At 60.0% G+C, this 20276-nt stretch carries 18 protein-coding genes; 7 read left to right on the plus strand and 11 right to left on the minus strand.

Annotated features, from left to right (window positions below; all coding sequences use genetic code 11):
- Window positions 1-309: 309 nt before the first annotated feature.
- Entirely contained in the window at window positions 310-801 is a 492-nt protein-coding gene (locus J5M71_RS21865) for a DUF1543 domain-containing protein (protein WP_207836768.1), read from the plus strand.
- A 62-nt stretch (window positions 802-863) separates the two neighbouring features.
- On the plus strand, window positions 864-1850 hold the full coding sequence (locus tag J5M71_RS21870; protein WP_207836770.1) for a 5'-nucleotidase: 987 nt from the start codon (window positions 864-866) through the stop codon (window positions 1848-1850).
- A gap of 138 nt (window positions 1851-1988) precedes the next feature.
- Here the strand turns inward: J5M71_RS21870 and J5M71_RS21875 are convergent, their stop codons facing one another.
- The 7 genes from J5M71_RS21875 to J5M71_RS21905 form a co-directional block, all read right to left on the minus strand.
- Window positions 1989-2657, minus strand: a complete 669-nt coding sequence (locus J5M71_RS21875) for an OmpA family protein (protein ID WP_207836773.1) — start codon at window positions 2655-2657, stop codon at window positions 1989-1991.
- 12 nt (window positions 2658-2669) lie between these two features.
- Window positions 2670-4703: a hypothetical protein gene (locus J5M71_RS21880; protein WP_207836776.1), complete on the minus strand. Its 2034-nt coding sequence runs from the start codon at window positions 4701-4703 to the stop codon at window positions 2670-2672.
- Window positions 4700-5971, minus strand: a complete 1272-nt coding sequence (locus J5M71_RS21885) for a hypothetical protein (protein WP_207836778.1) — start codon at window positions 5969-5971, stop codon at window positions 4700-4702. Before J5M71_RS21885 ends, J5M71_RS21880 begins: the two co-directional genes overlap by 4 nt.
- 21 nt (window positions 5972-5992) lie before the next feature.
- Window positions 5993-6835: an ATP-binding protein gene (locus J5M71_RS21890; protein WP_233686831.1), complete on the minus strand. Its 843-nt coding sequence runs from the start codon at window positions 6833-6835 to the stop codon at window positions 5993-5995.
- A 454-nt stretch (window positions 6836-7289) separates the two neighbouring features.
- Window positions 7290-8438, minus strand: a complete 1149-nt coding sequence (locus tag J5M71_RS21895; protein ID WP_207836789.1) for a hypothetical protein — start codon at window positions 8436-8438, stop codon at window positions 7290-7292.
- Window positions 8439-8465: 27 nt separating this feature from the next.
- Window positions 8466-9275 carry a ubiquinol-cytochrome C chaperone family protein gene (locus tag J5M71_RS21900; RefSeq protein ID WP_207836791.1) on the minus strand — a complete coding sequence of 270 codons (810 nt, stop codon included), beginning with the start codon at window positions 9273-9275 and terminating at the stop codon, window positions 8466-8468.
- A gap of 103 nt (window positions 9276-9378) precedes the next feature.
- On the minus strand, window positions 9379-10197 hold the full coding sequence (locus J5M71_RS21905; protein WP_233686833.1) for a hypothetical protein: 819 nt from the start codon (window positions 10195-10197) through the stop codon (window positions 9379-9381).
- A gap of 227 nt (window positions 10198-10424) precedes the next feature.
- On the opposite strand from J5M71_RS21905, the gene J5M71_RS21910 reads away from it, so the two are divergent.
- The 3 genes from J5M71_RS21910 to J5M71_RS21920 all read left to right on the plus strand — a co-directional run bounded on the left by J5M71_RS21910 (window position 10425) and on the right by J5M71_RS21920 (window position 13628).
- Window positions 10425-11225: a hypothetical protein gene (locus J5M71_RS21910; RefSeq protein WP_207836793.1), complete on the plus strand. Its 801-nt coding sequence runs from the start codon at window positions 10425-10427 to the stop codon at window positions 11223-11225.
- Between the two features lie 107 nt (window positions 11226-11332).
- On the plus strand, window positions 11333-12610 hold the full coding sequence (locus J5M71_RS21915) for a bifunctional O-acetylhomoserine aminocarboxypropyltransferase/cysteine synthase (protein WP_025338571.1): 1278 nt from the start codon (window positions 11333-11335) through the stop codon (window positions 12608-12610).
- Between the two features lie 436 nt (window positions 12611-13046).
- The gene (locus J5M71_RS21920) at window positions 13047-13628 is read left to right on the plus strand and encodes a GNAT family N-acetyltransferase (protein ID WP_207836795.1); all 582 of its coding nucleotides are present in this window, start codon (window positions 13047-13049) and stop codon (window positions 13626-13628) included.
- Here J5M71_RS21920 and J5M71_RS21925 read toward each other — a convergent pair.
- A complete protein-coding gene (locus J5M71_RS21925; RefSeq protein ID WP_207836809.1) occupies window positions 13603-14241 on the minus strand; it encodes a LysE family transporter in 639 nt (212 codons plus the stop codon). The genes J5M71_RS21920 and J5M71_RS21925 overlap by 26 nt on opposite strands.
- Window positions 14242-14353: 112 nt before the next feature.
- Here J5M71_RS21925 and J5M71_RS21930 point away from each other — a divergent pair, with 112 nt between their 5' ends.
- Window positions 14354-14797, plus strand: a complete 444-nt coding sequence (locus J5M71_RS21930) for an Lrp/AsnC family transcriptional regulator (RefSeq protein WP_207836819.1) — start codon at window positions 14354-14356, stop codon at window positions 14795-14797.
- An 86-nt stretch (window positions 14798-14883) separates the two neighbouring features.
- On the opposite strand, the gene J5M71_RS21935 is transcribed toward J5M71_RS21930, so the two are convergent.
- Together J5M71_RS21935 and J5M71_RS21940 are read right to left on the minus strand one after the other, a co-directional pair.
- Window positions 14884-16275: an amino acid permease gene (locus J5M71_RS21935; protein WP_207836844.1), complete on the minus strand. Its 1392-nt coding sequence runs from the start codon at window positions 16273-16275 to the stop codon at window positions 14884-14886.
- A gap of 80 nt (window positions 16276-16355) precedes the next feature.
- The gene (locus J5M71_RS21940) at window positions 16356-17180 is read right to left on the minus strand and encodes a phytanoyl-CoA dioxygenase family protein (protein WP_207836854.1); all 825 of its coding nucleotides are present in this window, start codon (window positions 17178-17180) and stop codon (window positions 16356-16358) included.
- 137 nt (window positions 17181-17317) lie between these two features.
- On the opposite strand from J5M71_RS21940, the gene J5M71_RS21945 reads away from it, so the two are divergent.
- Entirely contained in the window at window positions 17318-18226 is a 909-nt protein-coding gene (locus tag J5M71_RS21945) for a LysR family transcriptional regulator (protein ID WP_063915112.1), read from the plus strand.
- 419 nt (window positions 18227-18645) lie between these two features.
- On the opposite strand, the gene J5M71_RS21950 is transcribed toward J5M71_RS21945, so the two are convergent.
- Window positions 18646-20220, minus strand: coding sequence for an aldehyde dehydrogenase (NADP(+)) (locus tag J5M71_RS21950; protein ID WP_207836857.1), 1575 nt, complete (start codon window positions 20218-20220; stop codon window positions 18646-18648).
- Window positions 20221-20276: the final 56 nt, after the last annotated feature.

The following is a 20276-nucleotide window of genomic DNA, read 5'->3' on the forward strand; positions in this document are numbered from 1 at the left end:
GGGCTCTCGCCAAAGTGGAACGGTGAATGGCAGCTTGTGCTCCCACACGTGCTCAAGGCACCTCTGGCATTCAGCTTGCCATTCACCGCTCTCACTCCAGATTCTAATCCCCTCTCAAGACACAAGCGGCTTTAGCCGCGAAGAAGCCAACGCGGTGCATGGCACCGGCTGCGCCGGTGTTCGCGGCTAAAGCCGCTCCCACAGGGTCCCTGCCAATTCAATGAGTCATGTGCAGTTCCATGAAAGCGGCATCCGCGAATCAGGCAGTACAATGACGCACTTTTACATCAGCCATGCAAAGGACCGCCCATGCTTTACGTCGTCATGCTCGGAGGCCGCCACCCCGGCGCCAAGATCGAAGTCCACGATGTGGTGTTCGCCCAGGCCGACACCTTCGAACAGGCCTACCCGCAATTGCGCCAGGCCTGGTTCGGCAGCCCGCGAGGTTTGCATATCGATTCGTGGCTGGAAGTGCACGGTATCGACGGCCAACGCATCGAACTGCGCCAGCAGCCCCCTGCCCCCGGTGCGCTGCGCCTGTACTTCATCAACCTCGGTGGCTACGAACGCGAGGTATTCGGCGAGGCCCACCGCTACCTGCTGGTCACCGCCCACAACAAGGCCGAGGCCAAGGCCCTGGGCAAGCAACGCATGCAGGCGGACTGGCTGAAGCCGCATACCGATGCCTTGCTGGATGTCGACGATTGCCTGGCGATCGACCAGGTGGCCGGCCAGTTCGTGCACCTGGTCGAAGGCGCACACGAGCCGGTGGTGGTGCGTAACGACTACATCCTGATCTGACGCCGACAGCGCCGCGAAGCGCGCGGTACACTTGCCTTCAGCTCACGCTCAGGAGTTGTTTCATGCCCTACCCCATCGAACAGAAACTGGTCATTGGCGTTGCTTCGAGTGCGCTGTTCGACCTCACCGTCTCGGACGACATCTACCAGACCCAGGGCGTCGAGGCTTACCGCCAGCATCAGCAGCAGAACCTGGACGAACCGTTCCCCAAGGGCGTGGCGTTCCCGTTCATTCGCCGCTTCCTGAGCATCAACCAGGCCTTCCCCGAGCAGTTGCCGGTGGAGGTGGTGCTGCTGTCGCGCAATTCGCCGGAAACCGGCCTGCGGGTGTTTCGCTCGATCAGCCACTACCAGCTGGACATCACCCGCGCGGCGTTCATGTCGGGCCGCTCGCCCTACGAGTACATCCCGGCGTTCAATGCCTCGCTGTTCCTCAGCGCCAACGAGGAGGATGTGCAGAAAGCCATCGACGCCGACTACCCGGCCGGGCGGGTACTGCCGACACGCATCTACGATGACGAGATCGACACCGAACTGCGGGTGGCCTTCGACTTTGACGGGGTGATTGCCGATGACGAGGCCGAGCGCGTGTACAAGCGCGACGACAACCTGGACGAGTTTCAGGAGCACGAGCGGGCGCGCAAGGGCATCCCGCATTCGCCGGGGCCGTTGGCGGACCTGTACCGCAAGCTTTCGCTGATTCGCATGCTCGAGGACCGCAAGTTGGCCGAGGACCCGGCGTACAAACGGATTCTGCGGATTGCGATCGTGACAGCGCGCAATGCGCCTTCGCATGAGCGGGTGGTGACGACGTTGAAGGACTGGGGCGTATCGCCGGACGAGTGCTTCTTTCTGGGCGGGATGGAAAAGCCCAGGGTGTTGTCGATCCTGAAGCCGCATGTGTTCTTTGATGACCAGCGCAGCCATTTGCAGTCGCCGGCGGGGGATTTGCCGATGGTGCACGTGCCGTTTGGGGTGGCGAATCGCGAGCGCTCGGCAGCGGACTCTGCGCTCGACGTGCCTGCTCCCACTTCGATCGCACCGATTTGATGTGATGTGCAGTACCTGTGGGAGCGGGCAAGTCGGGGCACCGAACCGCCGCGAAGGGTCGCAAAGCGGCCCAAATCTGTTCAGCTGGCTGGCATTAGGGCTCTGGGCTGGCGATTCGCATCGCCACCCCGGCTTTCTTCATTTCGCCAGATTGGGCCCGGGCTTTGGCTCTTCCGGGGTAATCCAGCGGACTTCGATACGGCGCTGCTGTGCATCCTCCGGCGCTATGCCCGGGATGGGCTGTGAGTCGCCATAACCTGCCACTACCACACGTCTTGCAGTAACAGGATCAAGATTACCGACGATTAGTTTGCGCGCTTCACGAGCACGGGCAGCAGAAAGCGTGAAATTGTCGTCGTAGACCGTGCAATTGGCTTCGAAGTTTGTCACCGGTCGCAGCACTGGCAAGTTGTCGGTGTGGCCTTCAATGTACACCTGCGCACCCCGAAACTGTGCCAGAAACTGCGTTACCGCCGCCTCGATGCTCTGGAAGGCTTCGCGGGACTGCTCGGTGATGCATGCACTGCCGCGACCGAACACCCCGTCACGCAGTGTCAGTTTCTGTGCGCCCAGGTCAAGGGCCACCAGGCTGGCACCGGCAGTACTATTGAGCGAGTCCTGCAGCGCGCCGAGCAACTGCTCGACTTTCTGCCGCTGGCTGGCACTGCTCTGAGCCTGTTCCTGTTGATACTTGAGGTCCGAATAGCTCTTCTGCAACACCGCCATCACCAGCAACAACATGACCACGGCCATGACCCCAGCCATCAGGTCGGCAATGGAAACCCATTCATTCGGTTTATCTTTCATCGCCGGTTACCTTCACTCGACCACCTCGTTCAGTGCCGCAACGGGTTGCGGGCGGTCGAGGGCATGAAGCTGGTCAATGATCTTCCTGAGCGACTGGGTAATTTCACTGCCGGTGCTGCGCTGCTGACTGTGTTGGGCCAGACTGCTCAGCTCATCCAGACGCTGATCGATCGCTTGCAGATTGCGGCCGATCATGTCGACACGCGCAGTCAATGCATCCATGGCCGGTTGCAACGGACTGCTGTGCTGCATCGTCATGAGCTGCGCGACCAACTCCTTGATTTCGCTGGCGGCGAATTCGGCCTGCTGCGTGATCGATTCGTAACGACTGTCAAGGGCCACCATTCGTCGGCCGCTATCGGAAACAGCCTTGAGGCCAGAGAGGATTTTCTCACGCAGGTCGCCCACCAGGTGAGTCATGCCCTCCACATTGACTTGCAAGGTTTCACTGGAGCCCTGGAAGCTGGCATGAGCATTACGCTGCAGGTTCAGCGACTCCTCGTTAGACTTCTTCATGCCCTCCATGGTCTGGCCTACGTTGTTCGACAGGCTGTTGACCGCGGCGGAGATTCCCAGTGTGGCTTCGGACAGGCTGGCAGACATCTGTGTCATGTTGTTGGTGAAGCTGCTACCCATCAGGCCAATGGTCTCGCCGAGGTCTTGCTTGAGGTGACCAAGCACGCCAGCCACACCCTCCTTGAAATCACCAATGGCTTGCTGCAGGTCACCTGCCGAAGCACCGATGATGCTGGCGGCACTGGCCATCTGTTCAGCTGCACCAGAAATCGCAGCGAGGTTGCGGCTGTTGCTGTCAATCAAGTGTTCCATCGCCTGGCGGGTGGCCCGACCGTCTTCAAGCTGCTGCTGATTCTGCTCACCATGCTGTTGCAATCGGGTATCGATGCCGCTCAACGTAGTCAGCGCCAGTTCGCTGGTGCTGTTCAAGGTACTCAACACAGGGAGGGCAGTTTTCAGCAAGTCGCTGTTTACTTGCTGTACCTGCACGGTGTTTTGCAGAACCTCGTTGCCTGCCAACTGGTCCTTTTGCAGCTTCTGCAGATTGTGGTTGGCTGCCTGTTGCTCCTGGAGTAGCCCCTGCAGTGTTTGATTGCCAGCTTGCTGCGCCTGCAGGACATCATCCCGGATCTGGTTACCTGCCTGGGTTTCCTGTACCAGGGTCTGCAGAACCTGGTGTCCAGACAACTGATCCTCTTGCAGTTTCAGCACGTTGTGGTTGGCTGCCTGCTGCTCTTGTAACAGCCCTTGCAGGGTCTTGTTACCGGTTTGCTGTTCGTGCAGCGACGCTTGCAGTGGCACAAGCAAGGCATCGATGCTGGCACGATTGTCCGTAAGCGCCTGCTGGGTCGTTGCGGCATGCAGTTTGAGCAGACGTACCTGCAACTCCAGCAACTGCCGCTGGCTCTCGTTCTGGCTGGCAAGATTGACATCAAAACGAGTCAATGTCTCAAACAGCCTCGTCTGTACATGTTGGCGCTCTTCCTGACGTTGCAGACGGCTGCTGTCGAAGGCACGCTTCATCTGCCCGACACACCAGCGAAGACGCCGCTCTTCATAGCCGTTGCTGGCCGCATAGGCTTTGAGTAGCAAGAAGGCGAGAATGCCCCAGGTGGACGTTTTGAATTTGGTGCCAAGGCCCTCCATCATGCCCATGAGGTTGGCCATGGCGTTATCCATGCCACCCCCGGCGTTGGCTTCGACCAGAATCGTCGACGCCTTGTTCAAAGCGATACCCAGGCCCAGGAAGGTACCCAGCAACCCCAGGATCAACAAGATCCCGGGCATGAACTCGGCCATTTTTTCACCAGGGCTGGCCACAGCAGCACTGATTTCATTCAGCGAGCCGTGCTCGACGTCCAGGTCATTCTGGCCGCCGCCATTCCACTTGCGCTCCCAGGTCCGCTCCCGTGCGCCAAGCTGCAAGGCGACCACTGTCACCAGCGAAAGTACGCCGATCAGCCCGGCGAACAACAGCTGTAGCGGGTCCGTCGAAGGCAGCAGGAAAGTAAGGATCTCCTGAAAACTCACGCTGCCACCTCGACCAGGCGGCCAGCACGCTCACGGCTGGCTTCTTCGAAGATGTTGGCGAAGTCGATGATCAGGCTCTGCTCATCTTCGGTCAGTTCTTCCCAGCGTTTGCCATGTTGAGCGCAGTCGATGATGATCATGCCGACCTCCTGGCTGTCACTGAGCAGGTAAGCGTCATCGGCAAAGTCTTCAGGCTGCTTTTCCAGCACCTGCAGGAAGCCCTCGGCGGCATAGACGTAGTTGCGCATTTCCTGGTTGCGCTTGCGCAGCTGATCCATCTGTGCCTTGAGGGCAGGCAGGCGAGCTTGAATTTCTGCCAAGGTCGCCTTGTCTTCGGCAGAGGGTTCACCGAGGTTCTGGCTGATCTTCAACTGGCGCTCTTGAACCTGGAGCCTGGCCACCGACTCACTGAGCGTTTTCCAGTCCTTCTCCTGCTGTTCGAGGTTGCAACCCCAAGCCATGATCAGCTCTTCGAAGACGAACGGAATCAGCTTTTTGCCGAAACGTGCATGGATCACTTCATCAAGGCGCACCGCCTGGTCATCGCTGACCAGGGGGTTGGCCTTGAGCAACTCTGCGCCAATCTCTACCAGGAACAGATCGTCACGGTTGATCGCCTCCAGGTCCTGCGCATGAATCAGGCGCTGCTCGGTATCCTTGAGCAACTTTTGCGAAGCGCGCAGGCGCAGGTAATGGTCGAAATCGCTGATGTTGTTGTTTTCCAGCACTTGCTGGATACGCGTGCTCAACTGGGCATACTGGGTAATCAGGGTTGCCAGGTCGAGGGCACGGCCAGCTTCGCCGCGCACGTCCTCACGGGCTTCGCGCAACACTTCCTCGTGAGCCGCAGCCTGCTCCATTTCCTTGTCGTTCAAGAAGATATCGCGCAGCATTTTCGCTTTGGCAATGGCCCACTCGACAGCAGCTTTTACCTGCTTGGCCAGCGCGCTCTTTTCCCAGTTCAGCAACGCTTCAAGGGCCTTGTCGAAGGCCCGTATGGCAGTCGCCACCCAAGGGAAGGTCGGCAGTGCAACGGTCGCCCATTCGGCAGCAATTTTCAGCGCTGGCCTGACCACATTAGCGATGAAGGGCTTGACCTTGCTCCATACCTCCTTGACCTTGCCAACAAAGGACTCTGCCTTGGTTGCCATCCAGTCCAGGGCGTCCCTGGCCTTTTCACGAACGTTGTCGAACGTTGTGCGCACCACCTCTACCGCCGCTGAACCAACGCTCTTGATGGCGCTCCAGCAATCCGAAAAAAAGCCCATTGTTCAATCCTCGTGATGTCGTCAGTCGATACCCAGCAGGGCCTTGGCCCGCTTGGCATCCTTGGTAGCGTGGGTATTCGGGATGGCGACCTGCCGTTGGGCGGTCTGCACTTCGTCGATGGCCTGCTGAATATGGGCCATCTGCAATTGCGCCGGACCGCCTTCCTGCTCAGCAGCCAGCAGGACCTTGGGTAACGCCAGGCGCATGCAGGTGCGGATCTCTCGTCCGGACAGCCCCTCGGATTGCATGGCCGCTTCGCTCAACAGCAAATCGCGGGGTGAACCCAAGGGGATCTGCTCGACCAGAAAGCGCGACCACAACTGCTCGCGGGCGGCCAGGTCTGGAAGGTTGAATTCGATGTGATAGCCGATTCGGCTGCGAAATGCCTCATCGTAATTGCCAGCAAAGTTGGTGGCGAAAACAACAATCCCTTCATAGCGCTCAAGCTCGATCAACAGCGTCGAGCGCATCGCATTGACCTCGTTATCGACACCCTGGGTAACCGAAGACAAACGCTTGCCGAGCAAGGTATCGGCCTCATCGAAAAACAACAGGGCGCCGGTCTCGGTCGCCTGGGCGAACGCAGCCTGGATATTGCGTGCGGTATCGCCCATGAACTTGCTTTCCAGTTCGGCAATGCCCAGCGCCATGAACGGTAACCCAAGCTGACCCGCCAACGCTTCAGCGCACAGGGTTTTTCCTGTACCCGGTGGGCCATAGAAGTTGAGGATGGCAGTCATGCCCATCGGGTCGACTGCGGCGAAGCCCCAATCCTGGTAGATGGTGCGATGAAAGCGCAGGCGCGCCAGACATTCGTCCAGCTGTAGCCGTGTCTTGGCCGACAGCACCAGGTCATCTTTCAAGCTGAAACGTGTGGGCCTCAGGGTGAAAGCAGGGGCGTTGCAAGATGGATCGGCCGCGCGTGGTGGCACCGGAATCTGGCCGGGGGCGTTATCGTGCATGGATTTAGCCTGAGAGACATGGAGCGCGGGGGAAGACCGTTTTACCGACTGGAGCCGTGCTCAGATGAAAATGCGATGGGGAACGAAACGTGAAAGGTGCCCGAGAGCAAACTGCGGGCGACGTCGCAGGCACGCATGGCTGAGGTGGCGTGCTTGAAGCTGGACCTTGCGGTGTTCGCAGCCACGCTTACCAAAGTGCCTCGCTGGCGCATCCAATGCTTGATCATCCTTGAAACCCATGGCGTTTTGACGTCAAAGTGATGGCGAGATTACTATGATAAATAGCCATTTGCCACCACCCTTTTCAATCTTCAGCAAGGCTTTCGTTCGATAACTTCGAACGCACTGTTGTGGCTTATGCGGCCGGGGACTGATAGGCCCCAACCACGTCATTACCCCGCATCTCGATCGTCAATACGACGGGCGACTGCTGCTCAACCAGCAATTGCTGCATCTGCCCGATATCGCTTTTCGTACTTGCCATGAACAATGGCAGCGCATCCTCCTCCCACTCTCTCAACGACAAGCGGTTTGCCTGGATTGTGGATTGGGAGTCCAGGTAGGAGGTAAGGCCTTTGACCCGAGCCTGGACAGCACGCTTGAAATTGGACAATTGCCCACGCTCCCCCAGGAAGTCAGCCGCAACCTTTTCCAGCGTCGCCTGACGGTGCTTGACCACAGCAGCTTCGCCAGGGAATGAACTCAACAGCCGGCAGGCAACGAGACGAGTTCCCATACACAGCTTCCATTCCTCTGCTCGCGCATCGGATTCGCTCTGCATCTTTTTCAAGGCAGCCGTCAATCCAGCCGTCGTCTCGAACAGGCCTGGTGCCTTATGTTCCACGGCCTTCTGGGCCAACTTGGTCAGCTCATCCTCCACGTGGTCATTAATCACCTCCAAATCCAGTTCGATGTCCTCCAGCTTCTGCCTGATTGCAGGGTTCAATTCACCTGCCAGGACCAGAGGGGTGACTTGTCGAAGGTACTTTAGGGCCCCTTTAACCTTGGATTTGCGCTCCTCGACCAGGAACGTGGCAATGCCTTCCACCCCTGCCTGTATCTCGCTGAGCTTGGCACTGATATCTGCCAGATGCTTTTGTGCAACGACTGCAGAGGCGATCTGGAACATCGCAGCAGAGCTGACCAATTGCTGGAGCCGTTCAGGCTCGAACAAAGTCGCATGCTCACGAATCCTTCCACCCTGAATCGAGAAGGCCCGGAAGCCCTCCCCATTCGCTGCGGCGGCGAGCGGGCCATCGATGACCACTTGCATGTAACGAGACTGGGCAACGTCCTGAGCGACGACCAGATTGGGCAGTGTTTGCAGCAATGGAGCCAATCGGTCGATGCCCAACTTGCTGGCATCCACCTTTTCGGCGCCGGCGGGAACAAGTTGTTCCGTGACAAGATTGACACTCATCAGGGGCTGCTCGGCAGATCGCCCTATCAACCAGGTCGCTGGCTCGCTAGTGGGAGCGCTTTGCATTGGGAGGTTGTTTTCCATCACGGGCTCCAGTTCAGTTTGGATCGGTCATTGCACCAAGGCTGTGCCGCATTCGCTGCAGAATTTAGTGCCCCGGACACTACCCGCATGGCAAGCGGGGCAAGTGACCTGTGCATTCTTCTGCCGAATGTAGGCAATCTGCACCACGCACGGCACCGTTACCCGGTAGGCCTGGCTCGCCAGTGTGTGAGCCCCTGCAATACCCGTCAGCGCCACCCCCACAGGGCCAAATGCCAACCCGGCTGCACGCCCCGCGATGATGTTGGCACCAGCGGCCAAAGCCCCGCCCATTGCCAACCGGGCGAACGCATTGTTTGCCAGAAGCGCGGCCTGTACGGCGGCAGGCCCGCCGCGCCGTATGGCTGCCTGAATCGCGGCGTACGATATGCCCAGCACACCTGTGTCGTTCTGGAAGCCCTTGGAGAAATCGGCCTGTTCTTGCGGCGACATCTTCTCCCAGGCCTGAGAGAGCAATTTCTCCAGCACCTTGAGTTCCAGGCTCGCCGCCGGCTCGTCCTTGCTGCTCGTTCCGCCCACATGGCTAAGCACATCGGCAACGATCTCGGCATAAGGAACCCCATTGCGGCGAAACAGGTTGACGATGCTGTTCCCGCCATAGTGCTGAAGCTCACGAATCAGTAGCAACAGCACGCCTCGGGAAAACTTGCTCTTTCTTTTCGCCGACTCAAGTGCTGCTCGGACTTCACTTGCCATCGACAACCGCCCCTTGCCGGAGTCGGTCAAGAAGTCGACCAGAACGGACACATCGGCGGGATCGGCGTCACTGAGCAACTGCAAAAGCTCGGTGTCCCCGTTGATGTCAATCTCGCTTTCCATCAAACATTCCTCTAAATCTGTTCAACCAAGCTGTCGGTATCACTGTGCAAATATTTACCGGTTTGCCGGGCTCACCGTTACGACATTCCACGACGATGAGCTATCACCCTGCGGCTGTGCCGCGCTCCTGCAAAAGCCTGCGGGCTTCGCGTGCCAGCCTGTCGAGGCGGTCGACCAACTCGACCATCACCTCCAGCGTGTCGGCCTCATCATCCCGCTCGTGATCCCTCCTGACTGCAGCAATGCATTCACGCATGGCGGGCGACCAGCGTTCCTCGGCTTCCTCAGCCAAAGCAATAAGGGTGTTGATGCCACGCCGCGCACCCGATGTAATGTCCTGTGCCTCGGCGGCGAAATCCGAAGGTGTTGCCGTTCGCACTTCCGGCTCATAGGCACTGTCTTCGACAACGGCTTCCACCTCTGCCTCATCAGCCGGGCAGGCGGCTTTGACCAACGCATCGGTCAGCTCGCGAATGTCATCACTGAGGAACTGCACGGTAGCCAGGTGCGTATTGCGCCGCGGAGCCTGCGGCAGGAAGAACTGCACCTGCTCGCCCTCCCCCAGCACCGCGTCGCTCCATTCACGCAAGGTCTGCCCGTAGCTGAAGCGCGGGTAGTTGACCCGCGGATAGAGGCGCTCGATGACTTCATCGCTGAGCGAGCTTGGGTCAACCATCACCCCGTATTTGTGCAGCAGGTCGAAGGCGACTTTATAGCGCGGGGCCAGAAGCCTGCGGTTGATGCCCTGGTGGAACGGCGCGGACAGCGTGCGCATTGCATTGTTCAGGGTACGGTTATCCAGCACCCCGACGAGCTCACCCAATGTATCAGCGTCACTGGCCCCTTCTGGTACGACCCAATCGGCCATCAAGGCGCGTGCTTCGTCCAGCGCCTGGGTGATCGTTTTTACAGCGTGCGGCATGGGAAATCCCTTTTATCGAAGCGTCCATGCACAGGGCCTGGAGCACTGCATGATGTCTTTTTGATATTGCGACGCAGATTGCCAATTTATGCCAGCCTCGGCAAGCGTACGTAAGGGCTGCGATAGCAGCATTGCCAACGCTGAAGGGCTATCCTGCCGCGGTCGGCTCAGTGATAGTATTTTGCCGCACGACCAACTCTGGCCCCTTCGACAACCGAGGCAATGGAATGAAACATGGCGCCGATCATGGCCTGGACGAGTATCAGATCGCCGAACGCGACCAACTGATCGAGAGCATCAAACAAGGGCTGCGCAATTTCGAGGACGCCTACGGCCTTGACTTGCCGCTGGTTCGCTTCGAGCGGTTGCTTGAGCCTGGCATTCCAGGCAACGTGGTGTATGACGGTCGCCAGCCTGTTTACGATGAGGCCTGGGCCAGGAAAAAGCGGGACTATGTCTTCAAGGAACTGCTCGACTACCTCGCCAAGCTCATCGTGCGAAACGTTGCCGCCATGGGGCGAAATGATGATCGCCTGATCGGTAGTTCGTATGCAGTGGCGCTGAAGCTGTGCACCTCTTATCCCGTGAAGAACGAAGTCGGGTTTGCGCAAGAAGAGGATAGCTTCCGCCTGCGATGCGACACCGGCAAGCTGGGGCTGACATTCCAGGACATCGTCGGTCGTGTGTGTGATGAGTATGAGGAAAACTACAAAACCTACCGCCTGTGGAATGACCACGCACTACAACTGCTGGCCCAGTACCTGTTCAGGGGCGCGTGGGATAGCACCGTCTTTGAAGAGGGCGCCTTGTGGGTAGAACTGAGCAGTGAGGGCGAGCCAGTCAGCCTTGAGAGGTTTATCGAGGCCGTAGACGAGGCCCTGCTCAATTTGCCGCTGGAGCGCCTGACAGAGGCCAGCTTCCCGGACTATACCGGGGTCATATTCAGCGAGTACGTACCAGCGGAAAACCTTTCGCCGGCGCAGAAAGAGGCGCTTTACCGTCAGTATGTCGACATACTGGCCCAGTGAAACGGCAGGATAAATACGGGTCAAGGGTGCCATCACGACGCCCTTGACCCGCTTCAACCCACCGCCGCATGCTTGGTCGCTTCCACCCACGCTCAAGGAACGATTGCATGAAGCTGGAAACTCTCGCCATCCACGCAGGCTTCAGCCCCGACCCGACCACCCGGGCAGTAGCCGTACCGATCTACCAGACCACCTCCTTCGCCTTCGACGACACCCAGCACGGCGCCGACCTGTTCGACCTGAAAGTGGCCGGCAACATCTACTCGCGCATCATGAACCCCACCAACGATGTGCTTGAACAGCGCATGGCCGCCCTGGAGGGCGGGGTTGGCGCGCTGGCGGTGGCTTCGGGCATGGCGGCCATCACCTACGCCATCCAGACCGTCGCCGAGGCCGGCGACAACATTGTCTCGGTGGCCAAGCTGTACGGCGGCACCTACAACCTGCTGGCCCACACCCTGCCGCGCATGGGCATCCACACCCGCTTCGCCGCCCATGACGACATCGCCGCCCTCGAAGCACTGATCGATTCGCGCACCAAGGCGGTGTTCTGCGAGTCCATTGGCAACCCTGCCGGCAATATCGTCGATATCGCCGCGCTGGCCGAGGCCGCCCACCGCCACGGCGTGCCGCTGATCGTCGACAACACCGTGGCCACCCCGGTGCTGTGCCGGCCGTTCGAGCATGGCGCCGATATCGTCGTGCACTCGCTGACCAAGTACATCGGCGGCCACGGGACCAGCATCGGCGGCATCGTCATCGACTCCGGCAAGTTCCCCTGGGCCGACAACAAGGAACGCTTCGCCCTGCTCAACACCCCCGACCCGTCCTACCACGGCGTCACCTACACCGAAGCCTTCGGCCCCGCCGCCTTCATCGGCCGCTGCCGCGTGGTGCCGTTGCGCAACACCGGCGCCGCACTGTCGCCGTTCAACGCCTTCCTGATCCTGCAAGGCCTGGAAACCTTGGCCTTGCGCATGGAGCGCCACACCGAGAACGCGCTGAAGGTTGCCCGCTACCTGCAAGCCCACGAGCAGGTGGCCTGGGTGAAGTACGCAGGGCTGCCCGACCACCCCGAGCATGAACTGGCCCGGCGCTACACCGGTGGCAAGCCGGCGTCGATCCTGTCGTTCGGCATCAAGGGCGGCCAGGCGGCCGGTGCGCGCTTCATCGATGCGCTGCAGCTGGTGGTGCGCCTGGTGAACATCGGCGACGCCAAGTCGCTGGCCTGCCACCCCGCCTCCACCACCCACCGCCAGCTCAACGACGAGGAACTGGAAAAGGCCGGCGTGCCACGGGACATGGTGCGTTTGTCGATCGGCATCGAGCACAGCGACGACATCATCGCCGACCTGGCCCAGGCACTGGAGGCCAGCCGCGGCTGATTCACCTGCGCCCTACCCAGTGCCGACGGCGGGCGCACCTGCTGATTGCAGGCAAGCCAGTTGTCATGGCGCTGCACATGACTCATTGGATTGGCAGGGACACTGTGGGAGATTGCCCAGCCCTTTGGACTGCGCCGTCGCACAGGGAACAATGTTCGAGAGCGTGTCACTTTCCCTTGTGGGAGCGGGCGTGCCCGCGAAACAGCCAACGCGGTGTATGGCACCGGCTCCGCCGGTGTTCGCGGGCTCGCCCGCTCCCACAAAAACTGCGCAAGCCTTTAAAGCTTGCACAAGACAGTTGGTCCCACAGGTACGCGGACCGCTTGCGAATTCAGTTCTCCAGGCGACAGCGCAGTCCAAAGGGCAGTGAACGCTCGACACCAACGAATCCATCACAGACCATTAAAAGCCAAACGGATGCCCAGGAACGAATGCCATGGATCGCCTTCCGACGCTGTTCACCGATCGTCTTGTTCTCTCGCCACTCCAGTTGCAGGATGCCCCCATCATCCAGGAGTTGTTCCCCCAATGGGAGGTAGTGCGCTATCTGGATCGTCGTGTCCCATGGCCGTATCCAGAGGATGGCGCGCTGGTCTATGTGCGTGATGTCGCCCTGCCGGCCATGGCAGCGTGTCGTGAATGGCACTGGATGATCCGCCTGCGCAACGACGCCGAGTGCACCATTGGCAGCATCAGTTTGTTTAAACAGCCTGGAAACAACAGAGGCTTCTGGCTTGCGCCCCAGTGGTGGGGAAAAGGCTATATGCGTGAAGCATGTCGGGTCATCAACGCGTATTGGTTCGAGACATTGTCGCGTCCGCTCATGCAGGTCCCCAAAGCGGTTGCCAACCACGCGTCCCGCAGGGTCTCAGAGAATGAAGGCATGCGCATGGTGGGCGTGCGGGACGGTGATTTTGTCTGCGGGCAGATGCGCGTCGAAATATGGGAGATGACACGGGCTGAGTGGCTTGCAGGCATTTGTTCGACATCTGCTACAAGACCAGGCGCAACCCGATGACCACCTGGGCAAAGCCAAAGGTGCCGATAGCGACTGCAGACATTGCAGAGATGACCCGCATGAACGAGACGGACATCTTCTTGCGTAAAGCCGCCGTCAGCCCACTCAGGCACAGCCACCACGCAGCAGATCCCAAGAAGACTCCAGCCAGCATTGAGCAGGTGCCAAACCACATTGCTTCACCCGCCTGCGGCTCGCCGGACAGCGGGTCGAGTACCGCAAAAATGGCAATGAAGGCCAATATTGTCATGGGGTTGGACAGGGTTAACCCGAACGCTGCCAGGAAGTCGCGAGTGACTGCCGTAGAGGCTGCCACCACTGCTGCATGCTTGGGTTTCAGCGCGTCGCGGGCAATACCCCAGGCCAGCCACATCAGGAACGCACCACCAACCACCTTCAGAAGCATTGCCAGCGACGGAGCAGACAGGGCCACCCCGGTAATACCGACTGCCCCGAGCACCCCATAGAGAGCGTCGGCGGTTGCAGCCCCCAACCCTGTCGCAAGTCCTGAACGAAAGCCACGCTTCAGGCTCCGCTGGACGCAGAGCAGGCCAATCGGGCCGACGGGTGCAGCGATTGAAAAGCCAATGACAAGCGCCTTGATGAACAACATGAGCCCCTCCATACGGTACGCGTCGATCATGGAGGCATGGTAGGCATGGCTTGGGTGGGGCAGAATGGGTTTTCTAAGGAAGATTCGTCTTTTACCTAAGGAATTAAGCCACATGGATGACATTGACTGGAAAATCCTTGATCGCCTTCAGGGCAACGGTCGCATGACCTATACAGAGCTTGCACGGCACGTCCACCTCTCGGTGCCAGCCGTCACCGAGCGAGTCAAGCGCCTTGAGGAAGAGGGAGTGATCGAGGGCTATGCGGCGCGGGTCAACCCGATAAAAGCGGGCTATCTGGTCGGGGCCATATTGGCCATGACAGTACCCCAACCGGCCAAGGCAAAATTCCTCAAGCTGCTAGGGTCGATACCGGAAGTGCTGGAGTGCCATCACATAACAGGGGCAGACTCCTACATCTTCCGTGTGGTCGCCGCCAGCATGAGCGATTTGGAGCGGCTGATCGAAAAGATCAACATCTATGGAGAGACGCGAACGTCCATCGTGATGTCTACCCCGATCCCCGCACGGGCAATTGAACGCCCCACTCGATCGTGACCCGAAGTGGTTTGAAGGTATACGCCTGGCCATGCATCGGAGACGCGTCGCGGCAGTCCCTTGCCGGACGCTGACGGTTCAATGCCTCAAGCGTTGGCCGACACTTGTCGTGGCGCACGCACACCCCACAACCAGTAACCCAGGGATAGCAGCACCAACCAGCCAACCCCGACATACATGGCTGTGCGGCTGGCCGGGAACCAACCGAGCACGCCAAAAATGAATACCATGAAAGCAATCGCGCAAGCCGGCCCTACCGGCCACAGTGGCACACGATAATCCAGTGCAGCCGCCTCCTCCTTGCTCATGCCGCGCCGCATGGCCACCTGAGAAAGCAGGATCATCAACCAGACCCAGACAATGGAGAACGTGACCACCGCAGCGAGCACCAGGAACAAGTCTTCTGGCACCAGGTAGTTCAATACCACGCCCAGAAGCAGCGCAACGCCCATCACTGCAACCGTCATCCACGGCACACCGAAACGCGACAACGATGCGAAACCGGCAGGTGCCTGGCCGTCCTGAGCCATGCCGTACATCATGCGCCCAGCGCTGAAGATGTCGCTGTTGATTGCCGAAACAGCCGCTGAAATGACCACGATGTTCAACACGGTTGCCGCTGAACTGATGCCAAGACCACTGAAGATCTGCACGAACGGGCTACCGTGGCTGCCAATGCTGGTCCAAGGGTAAATGGCCATGAGTACGAACAGGGTAAGAATGTAGAACAGCAGGATACGCAGAGGCACCGAGTTGATAGCCTTGGGTAGCACGCGCTTCGGGTCCCTTGCCTCGCCTGCGGTGATGCCGATCATTTCGACCCCGCCAAAGGCGAACATCACGACAGTGAAGGAAGCGATCATTCCACTGACGCCATTAGGGAAGAACCCGCCGTGGCTCCACAGGTTCGAGATTCCGGCAACCGTGCCTGCCTCGTCATTCAACTGGATACCCAGTAGCAGCACTGCCGCGCCTGCCACAATCATGGCAACGATCGCGGTCACCTTCAGCAACGACAGCCAGAACTCCATCTCCCCGAACACTTTCACGCTGCACAGGTTCAGTGCCCCGATGAAGAAGACGATCCCAAGTACCCAAATCCACGCGGGTGTTTCAGGGAACCACAGCCCCATGTAAACGCCAAAGGCCGTCACGTCTGCCAGGCACACCACCAACATCGAGAACGCGTAGCTCCAACCGGTCAGAAAGCCAAAGTAGCGCCCCAGGTACTGGCTGGCATAGTGGCCGAACGAACCTGACACCGGGTTATGAACCGCCATTTCGCCAAGGGCGCGCATCATCATGTAAATGGCTGCGCCACCGATCATATAGGCCAGCAGAACTGAAGGCCCTGCCAATTTGATTGCCGATGCCGAGCCATAAAACAGCCCGGTACCGATAGCAGAACCTAACGCCATGAAACGAATATGCCGGGTAGAGAGACCCCGCTTCAACTGATGTGAAGATTGAGCGCTCATAGATACCTTCTTGGTTTTATTATCAGGTCCGCACAACGCTAATGCCGTGCGGTTTTATCAGGCACGCATTATTCCAATCATCAAGCCCTTGGCCACAGCACCGGAAACAGTTCGTGGTTCATTTCGGCACCGCTGGCCAGTTGCGTTTCCAGGTCAGGAAACGGTGGCGAGGTTTTCCACTGGCGCGGTGCGTGAGTGATGTCATCGCCCAGGAAACGCACCGAGAAGGCTCGACGCCGGCGATTGCCCCCGACACCGCCAGAGGCGTGCAAGGTGAGCATGTGGAAGAACACCGCGTCGCCTGGGGAGAGCGCCCAGCCGAGGATGTTCCAGGCGCTGCGATCGGCCTCGATATCCGGCAAGTCCGCAAGGCTGCCTTCGGGGAACCATTGCGCCTGGCTGTCGAGGAAGCTGCGTGGCATCAGCCATGGCCCAAGGTGCGAGCCCCCCACGAATTCAAGGGTGGACGCTCTCGAGACCGGGTCGACGGGCATCCACATGCTGCAGTTCTGGCGCCCGTCGATGTTGTAATAGGGCTGGTCCTGATGCCAGGGCGTTCGCTGGCGCGTGTTGGGTTCCTTGACCAGCAGGTGATCGTGATAAAGCCGGGCTGTCTCGCTGTTCATGAGTTGCGCTGCAACGCTACCCACCCGGCTTTCAAAGATGAACTGGCGATAGGCCGGAATATCACTCCAATTACAGAAGTCTTCAAAGAACCAACCCGGGTCATCAGGGCGGCTCGCCACTTTAGCGCGCTCGCTTGGGGCTTTCAGGTTCTGTTCGATGCCGGTTTCGAGCAGTGCAACTTCTTCCGGCGTGAACAAATTACGTACGCAGACGGCACCATCGCGCTGGAAAGCCTCGATGGTTTCTTCACTTAATTGAAATTCGGCGGTCTGTTTCATAAGCACCCTTTGGTCTTTTTATTGGGCAACAGCACCACTGCCAAGTATCAAGCGGAACAAGCAAGGTGCACCGCGAGTATTGCTTTTCAGCTACGATAGGAAAAGAATATATTTCCTAATCCCGAGTATAGGAAAAGATGATAGGGTTCTCGTTCAGACAGCTCGAGTACTTCGTCGCCGTGGCCGAACACGGCAGCATCAGCGCTGCGGCGCGAGCCCGGCACGTTTCGCAGCCATCGGTTTCGGTTGCGATTGCCCAGCTTGAAGAGGCGCTGAACGAGCGGCTGTTCCGGCGCCAGGTCAGCCGCGGGCTGGAGCTGACGTCAGCAGGCACGCGTTTACTGGCCCAGGCACGCGATATCATCGGCATGGCCATTGCCATGAATCAAAACGCGGATGCCACGCGAGGCTCGCTGCGCGGCAACCTGTCGCTTATCTGCTTTCAGGACTTGGGCCCCTATTACGCGCCGCGGCTGCTATCGAGTTTTCGCAAGCAGTATCCCGATGTGGAGGTCACGCTGTTCGAGACTGACCTGGCAGACGTACACCGCCACCTGAGCGCCGGCAAGGCCGAGCTCGCGCTGACGTATGACATAGGCCTCGATCCCTCGCTGCCGCGCCAGGTACTGGCTGAGCTGAAACCCTACGCACTCATCGCTACTGACCATCGCCTGGCCCAGCTGGCAGCGATACCGCTGCATGAGCTGGCGCAAGAGTGTTTGATTCTTGAGGACATCGCACAAACGCGTGAGTATTTTCTTTCGCTGTTTTGGGCGCATAACCTGCAACCGCGCACTCAGCAATTTACCCAGACCTTCGAGATGCAACGGGGCCTGGTCGCGCATGGCTACGGGGTTGCCCTGTCATGCACCCGGCCCGCCGGGGACCACTGCTATGACGGTACACCGCTGTTGTGCCGGCCATTACTGGAAGAGGTATCACCGCAAAAAGTGGTGCTGGCCCAATCAGGTGCGATGCACCCATCGCCGGTGGCGGAGGCGTTCAAGGGTTGGGTTGCTCGGGAGATAGCCAGTGGCGGTACCTGAGGTCGCTCACTCAAGAAAGCGCCCTGTGGGAGCGGGTTCACCCTCGAACACCGGCGAAGCCGGTGCCATACACCGCGTTGGATTCTTCGCGGGTAAACCCGCTCCCACAGGGGCGTTGGCCTGTCAATGGTCATTCCCTGCGCTGAACCTGGTCCACTGCTGGCTGCTCCACGCTCTGCCTGCCGTCATCAGCCAGGCTGTCGTCCTCTTGCCAAGCACCACCCTTTTCCTCGTTCATGAGCGGGTCGTCAGGGCCGGGTCTGGTGAAGTGGGATCGGAACTCGTGGCTGCATACCTCACAAGAAAGCTGTGAACCGCATTCGTTTCCGGGCAAGTCGCCTCAGCGAGGTTGCGGATGCTCGGCAGAAACCGAATTGTTGGCCTCCACGTCCTGCATCTCTTCCTCGACAGGGCTGGCGTCAGGCCAGCGCCTCGCGGCTGTGCTGGCCGTCGACCAGGCGTTGCAGGCCCAGCGGGTTGGCGTTTTTCAGGGCATCGGGCAATAGCGCGTCCGGGTAGTCCTGGTAGCAAACCGGGCGCAGGAAGCGGTCGATGGCCAAGGTACCGACTGACGTGCCACGAGCATCGGACGTGGCCGGGTACGGCCCGCCATGCACCATCGCATCGCACACTTCAACGCCGGTCGGGTAACCGTTGACCAGCAGGCGCCCGGCCTTGCGTTGCAGCACCGGCACCAGCGCGGCGAAGCGCTGGAAGTCCTCCGGCTCGGCAATCAGGGTTGCGGTCAGTTGCCCATGCAAGGCTTGCACGGCGCGGCGCAGTTCAGCTTCGTCGGCTACTGCGACGGCCACCGTGGCAGGCCCGAAGACCTCTTCCTGAAGCAGTGCGTCACCGTTCAGCAGCAAGCTCACATCGGCCTGGAACAGCTGTGCCTGGGCCTGGTCACCCGCCTGCTCGGCACCGGCCAGATGGCGCACGCCCGGGTGCTGGTGCAGGCGTTGCACACCTTGGCTATAGCTGCGCAAGGTGCCGGCATTGAGCATGGTCTGCCCGGGCTGGTCGGCCAGTTGCGCGCCAAGGGCCCTGAGGAAGGTGCTGAACGCTTCGCCGGCAATACCAATGACCAGTCCGGGGTTGGTGCAGAACTGCCCGCAGCCCAGCACCACCGAACCGGCCAGTTCCCTGGCCACCTGCTCGCCCCTGGCCTGCAACGCCGCTGGCAAGACCAGCACCGGGTTGATGCTGCTCATTTCGGCAAACACCGGGATCGGCTGCGGGCGCGCCGCAGCCAGCTCGCACAGGGCACGGCCGCCCTTGAGCGAGCCGGTAAAGCCCACCGCCTGAATCGCCGGGTGGCGGACCAGCGCTTCGCCGACACCGGCACCGTAGATCATGTTGAACACGCCGGCGGGCATGCCGGTGGCGACCACTGCGCGCTCGATCACCTCGGCCACCTGCTCGGCCGTGGCCATGTGGCCGCTGTGCGCCTTCACCACCACCGGGCAGCCGGCGGCCAGCGCTGCGGCGGTGTCACCGCCGGCGGTGGAGAAGGCCAGCGGGAAATTGCTGGCGCCGAACACGGCTACCGGGCCGACGCCGGTGCGGTATTGGCGCAGGTCGGGGCGCGGCAGCGGCTGACGCTGGGGTTGTGCACGGTCGATGCGCGCCCCCAGGTAGTCGCCACGACGAAGCACCGTGGCGAACAGGCGCATCTGGTTGCTGGTACGCGCGCGTTCGCCCTGGATGCGCCCGGCCGGCAGTGCGGTTTCGCGGCACACGGTGGCGACAAAGGTGTCGTCCAGCGCATCCAGCTGGTCGGCAATGGCATCGAGGAACTGCGCACGGCGCTGCGGCGCCAGGGCGTTGTATTCGGCGAAGGCCGCTTCGGCAGCCTGCGCGGCGGCGTCCACCTCTTCCGGGGTGGCCTGGGCAAAGGCCTGCGGCAAGGCTTCGCCGGTACGCGCATCGAGGCTTTGCAGGCGCACGCTGCCGGCAGCGCTGCGCTGGCCGCCAATGAAATTGCATCCGGTCATGGTTGGCTCCTGTAATGAGGAAAGAAGATTCAAAGGTTCATGTCAGCCATGGAGTG

It is taken from the genome of Pseudomonas sp. 43(2021), from assembly GCF_017490805.1.
GTDB lineage: Bacteria > Pseudomonadota > Gammaproteobacteria > Pseudomonadales > Pseudomonadaceae > Aquipseudomonas.

Coding starts and splice junctions, on each gene's coding strand:
- J5M71_RS21920 (WP_207836795.1), top strand. CDS start 13,047: ATGGATCGCCTTCCGACGCTGTTCACCGATCGTCTTGTTCTCTCGCCA.
- J5M71_RS21910 (WP_207836793.1), top strand. CDS start 10,425: ATGAAACATGGCGCCGATCATGGCCTGGACGAGTATCAGATCGCCGAA.
- J5M71_RS21930 (WP_207836819.1), top strand. CDS start 14,354: ATGGATGACATTGACTGGAAAATCCTTGATCGCCTTCAGGGCAACGGT.
- J5M71_RS21900 (WP_207836791.1), bottom strand. CDS start 9,275: ATGGAAAGCGAGATTGACATCAACGGGGACACCGAGCTTTTGCAGTTG.
- J5M71_RS21945 (WP_063915112.1), top strand. CDS start 17,318: ATGATAGGGTTCTCGTTCAGACAGCTCGAGTACTTCGTCGCCGTGGCC.
- J5M71_RS21865 (WP_207836768.1), top strand. CDS start 310: ATGCTTTACGTCGTCATGCTCGGAGGCCGCCACCCCGGCGCCAAGATC.
- J5M71_RS21925 (WP_207836809.1), bottom strand. CDS start 14,241: ATGTTGTTCATCAAGGCGCTTGTCATTGGCTTTTCAATCGCTGCACCC.
- J5M71_RS21870 (WP_207836770.1), top strand. CDS start 864: ATGCCCTACCCCATCGAACAGAAACTGGTCATTGGCGTTGCTTCGAGT.
- J5M71_RS21935 (WP_207836844.1), bottom strand. CDS start 16,275: ATGAGCGCTCAATCTTCACATCAGTTGAAGCGGGGTCTCTCTACCCGG.
- J5M71_RS21875 (WP_207836773.1), bottom strand. CDS start 2,657: ATGAAAGATAAACCGAATGAATGGGTTTCCATTGCCGACCTGATGGCT.
- J5M71_RS21940 (WP_207836854.1), bottom strand. CDS start 17,180: ATGAAACAGACCGCCGAATTTCAATTAAGTGAAGAAACCATCGAGGCT.
- J5M71_RS21915 (WP_025338571.1), top strand. CDS start 11,333: ATGAAGCTGGAAACTCTCGCCATCCACGCAGGCTTCAGCCCCGACCCG.
- J5M71_RS21895 (WP_207836789.1), bottom strand. CDS start 8,438: ATGGAAAACAACCTCCCAATGCAAAGCGCTCCCACTAGCGAGCCAGCG.
- J5M71_RS21950 (WP_207836857.1), bottom strand. CDS start 20,220: ATGACCGGATGCAATTTCATTGGCGGCCAGCGCAGCGCTGCCGGCAGC.
- J5M71_RS21885 (WP_207836778.1), bottom strand. CDS start 5,971: ATGGGCTTTTTTTCGGATTGCTGGAGCGCCATCAAGAGCGTTGGTTCA.
- J5M71_RS21905 (WP_233686833.1), bottom strand. CDS start 10,197: ATGCCGCACGCTGTAAAAACGATCACCCAGGCGCTGGACGAAGCACGC.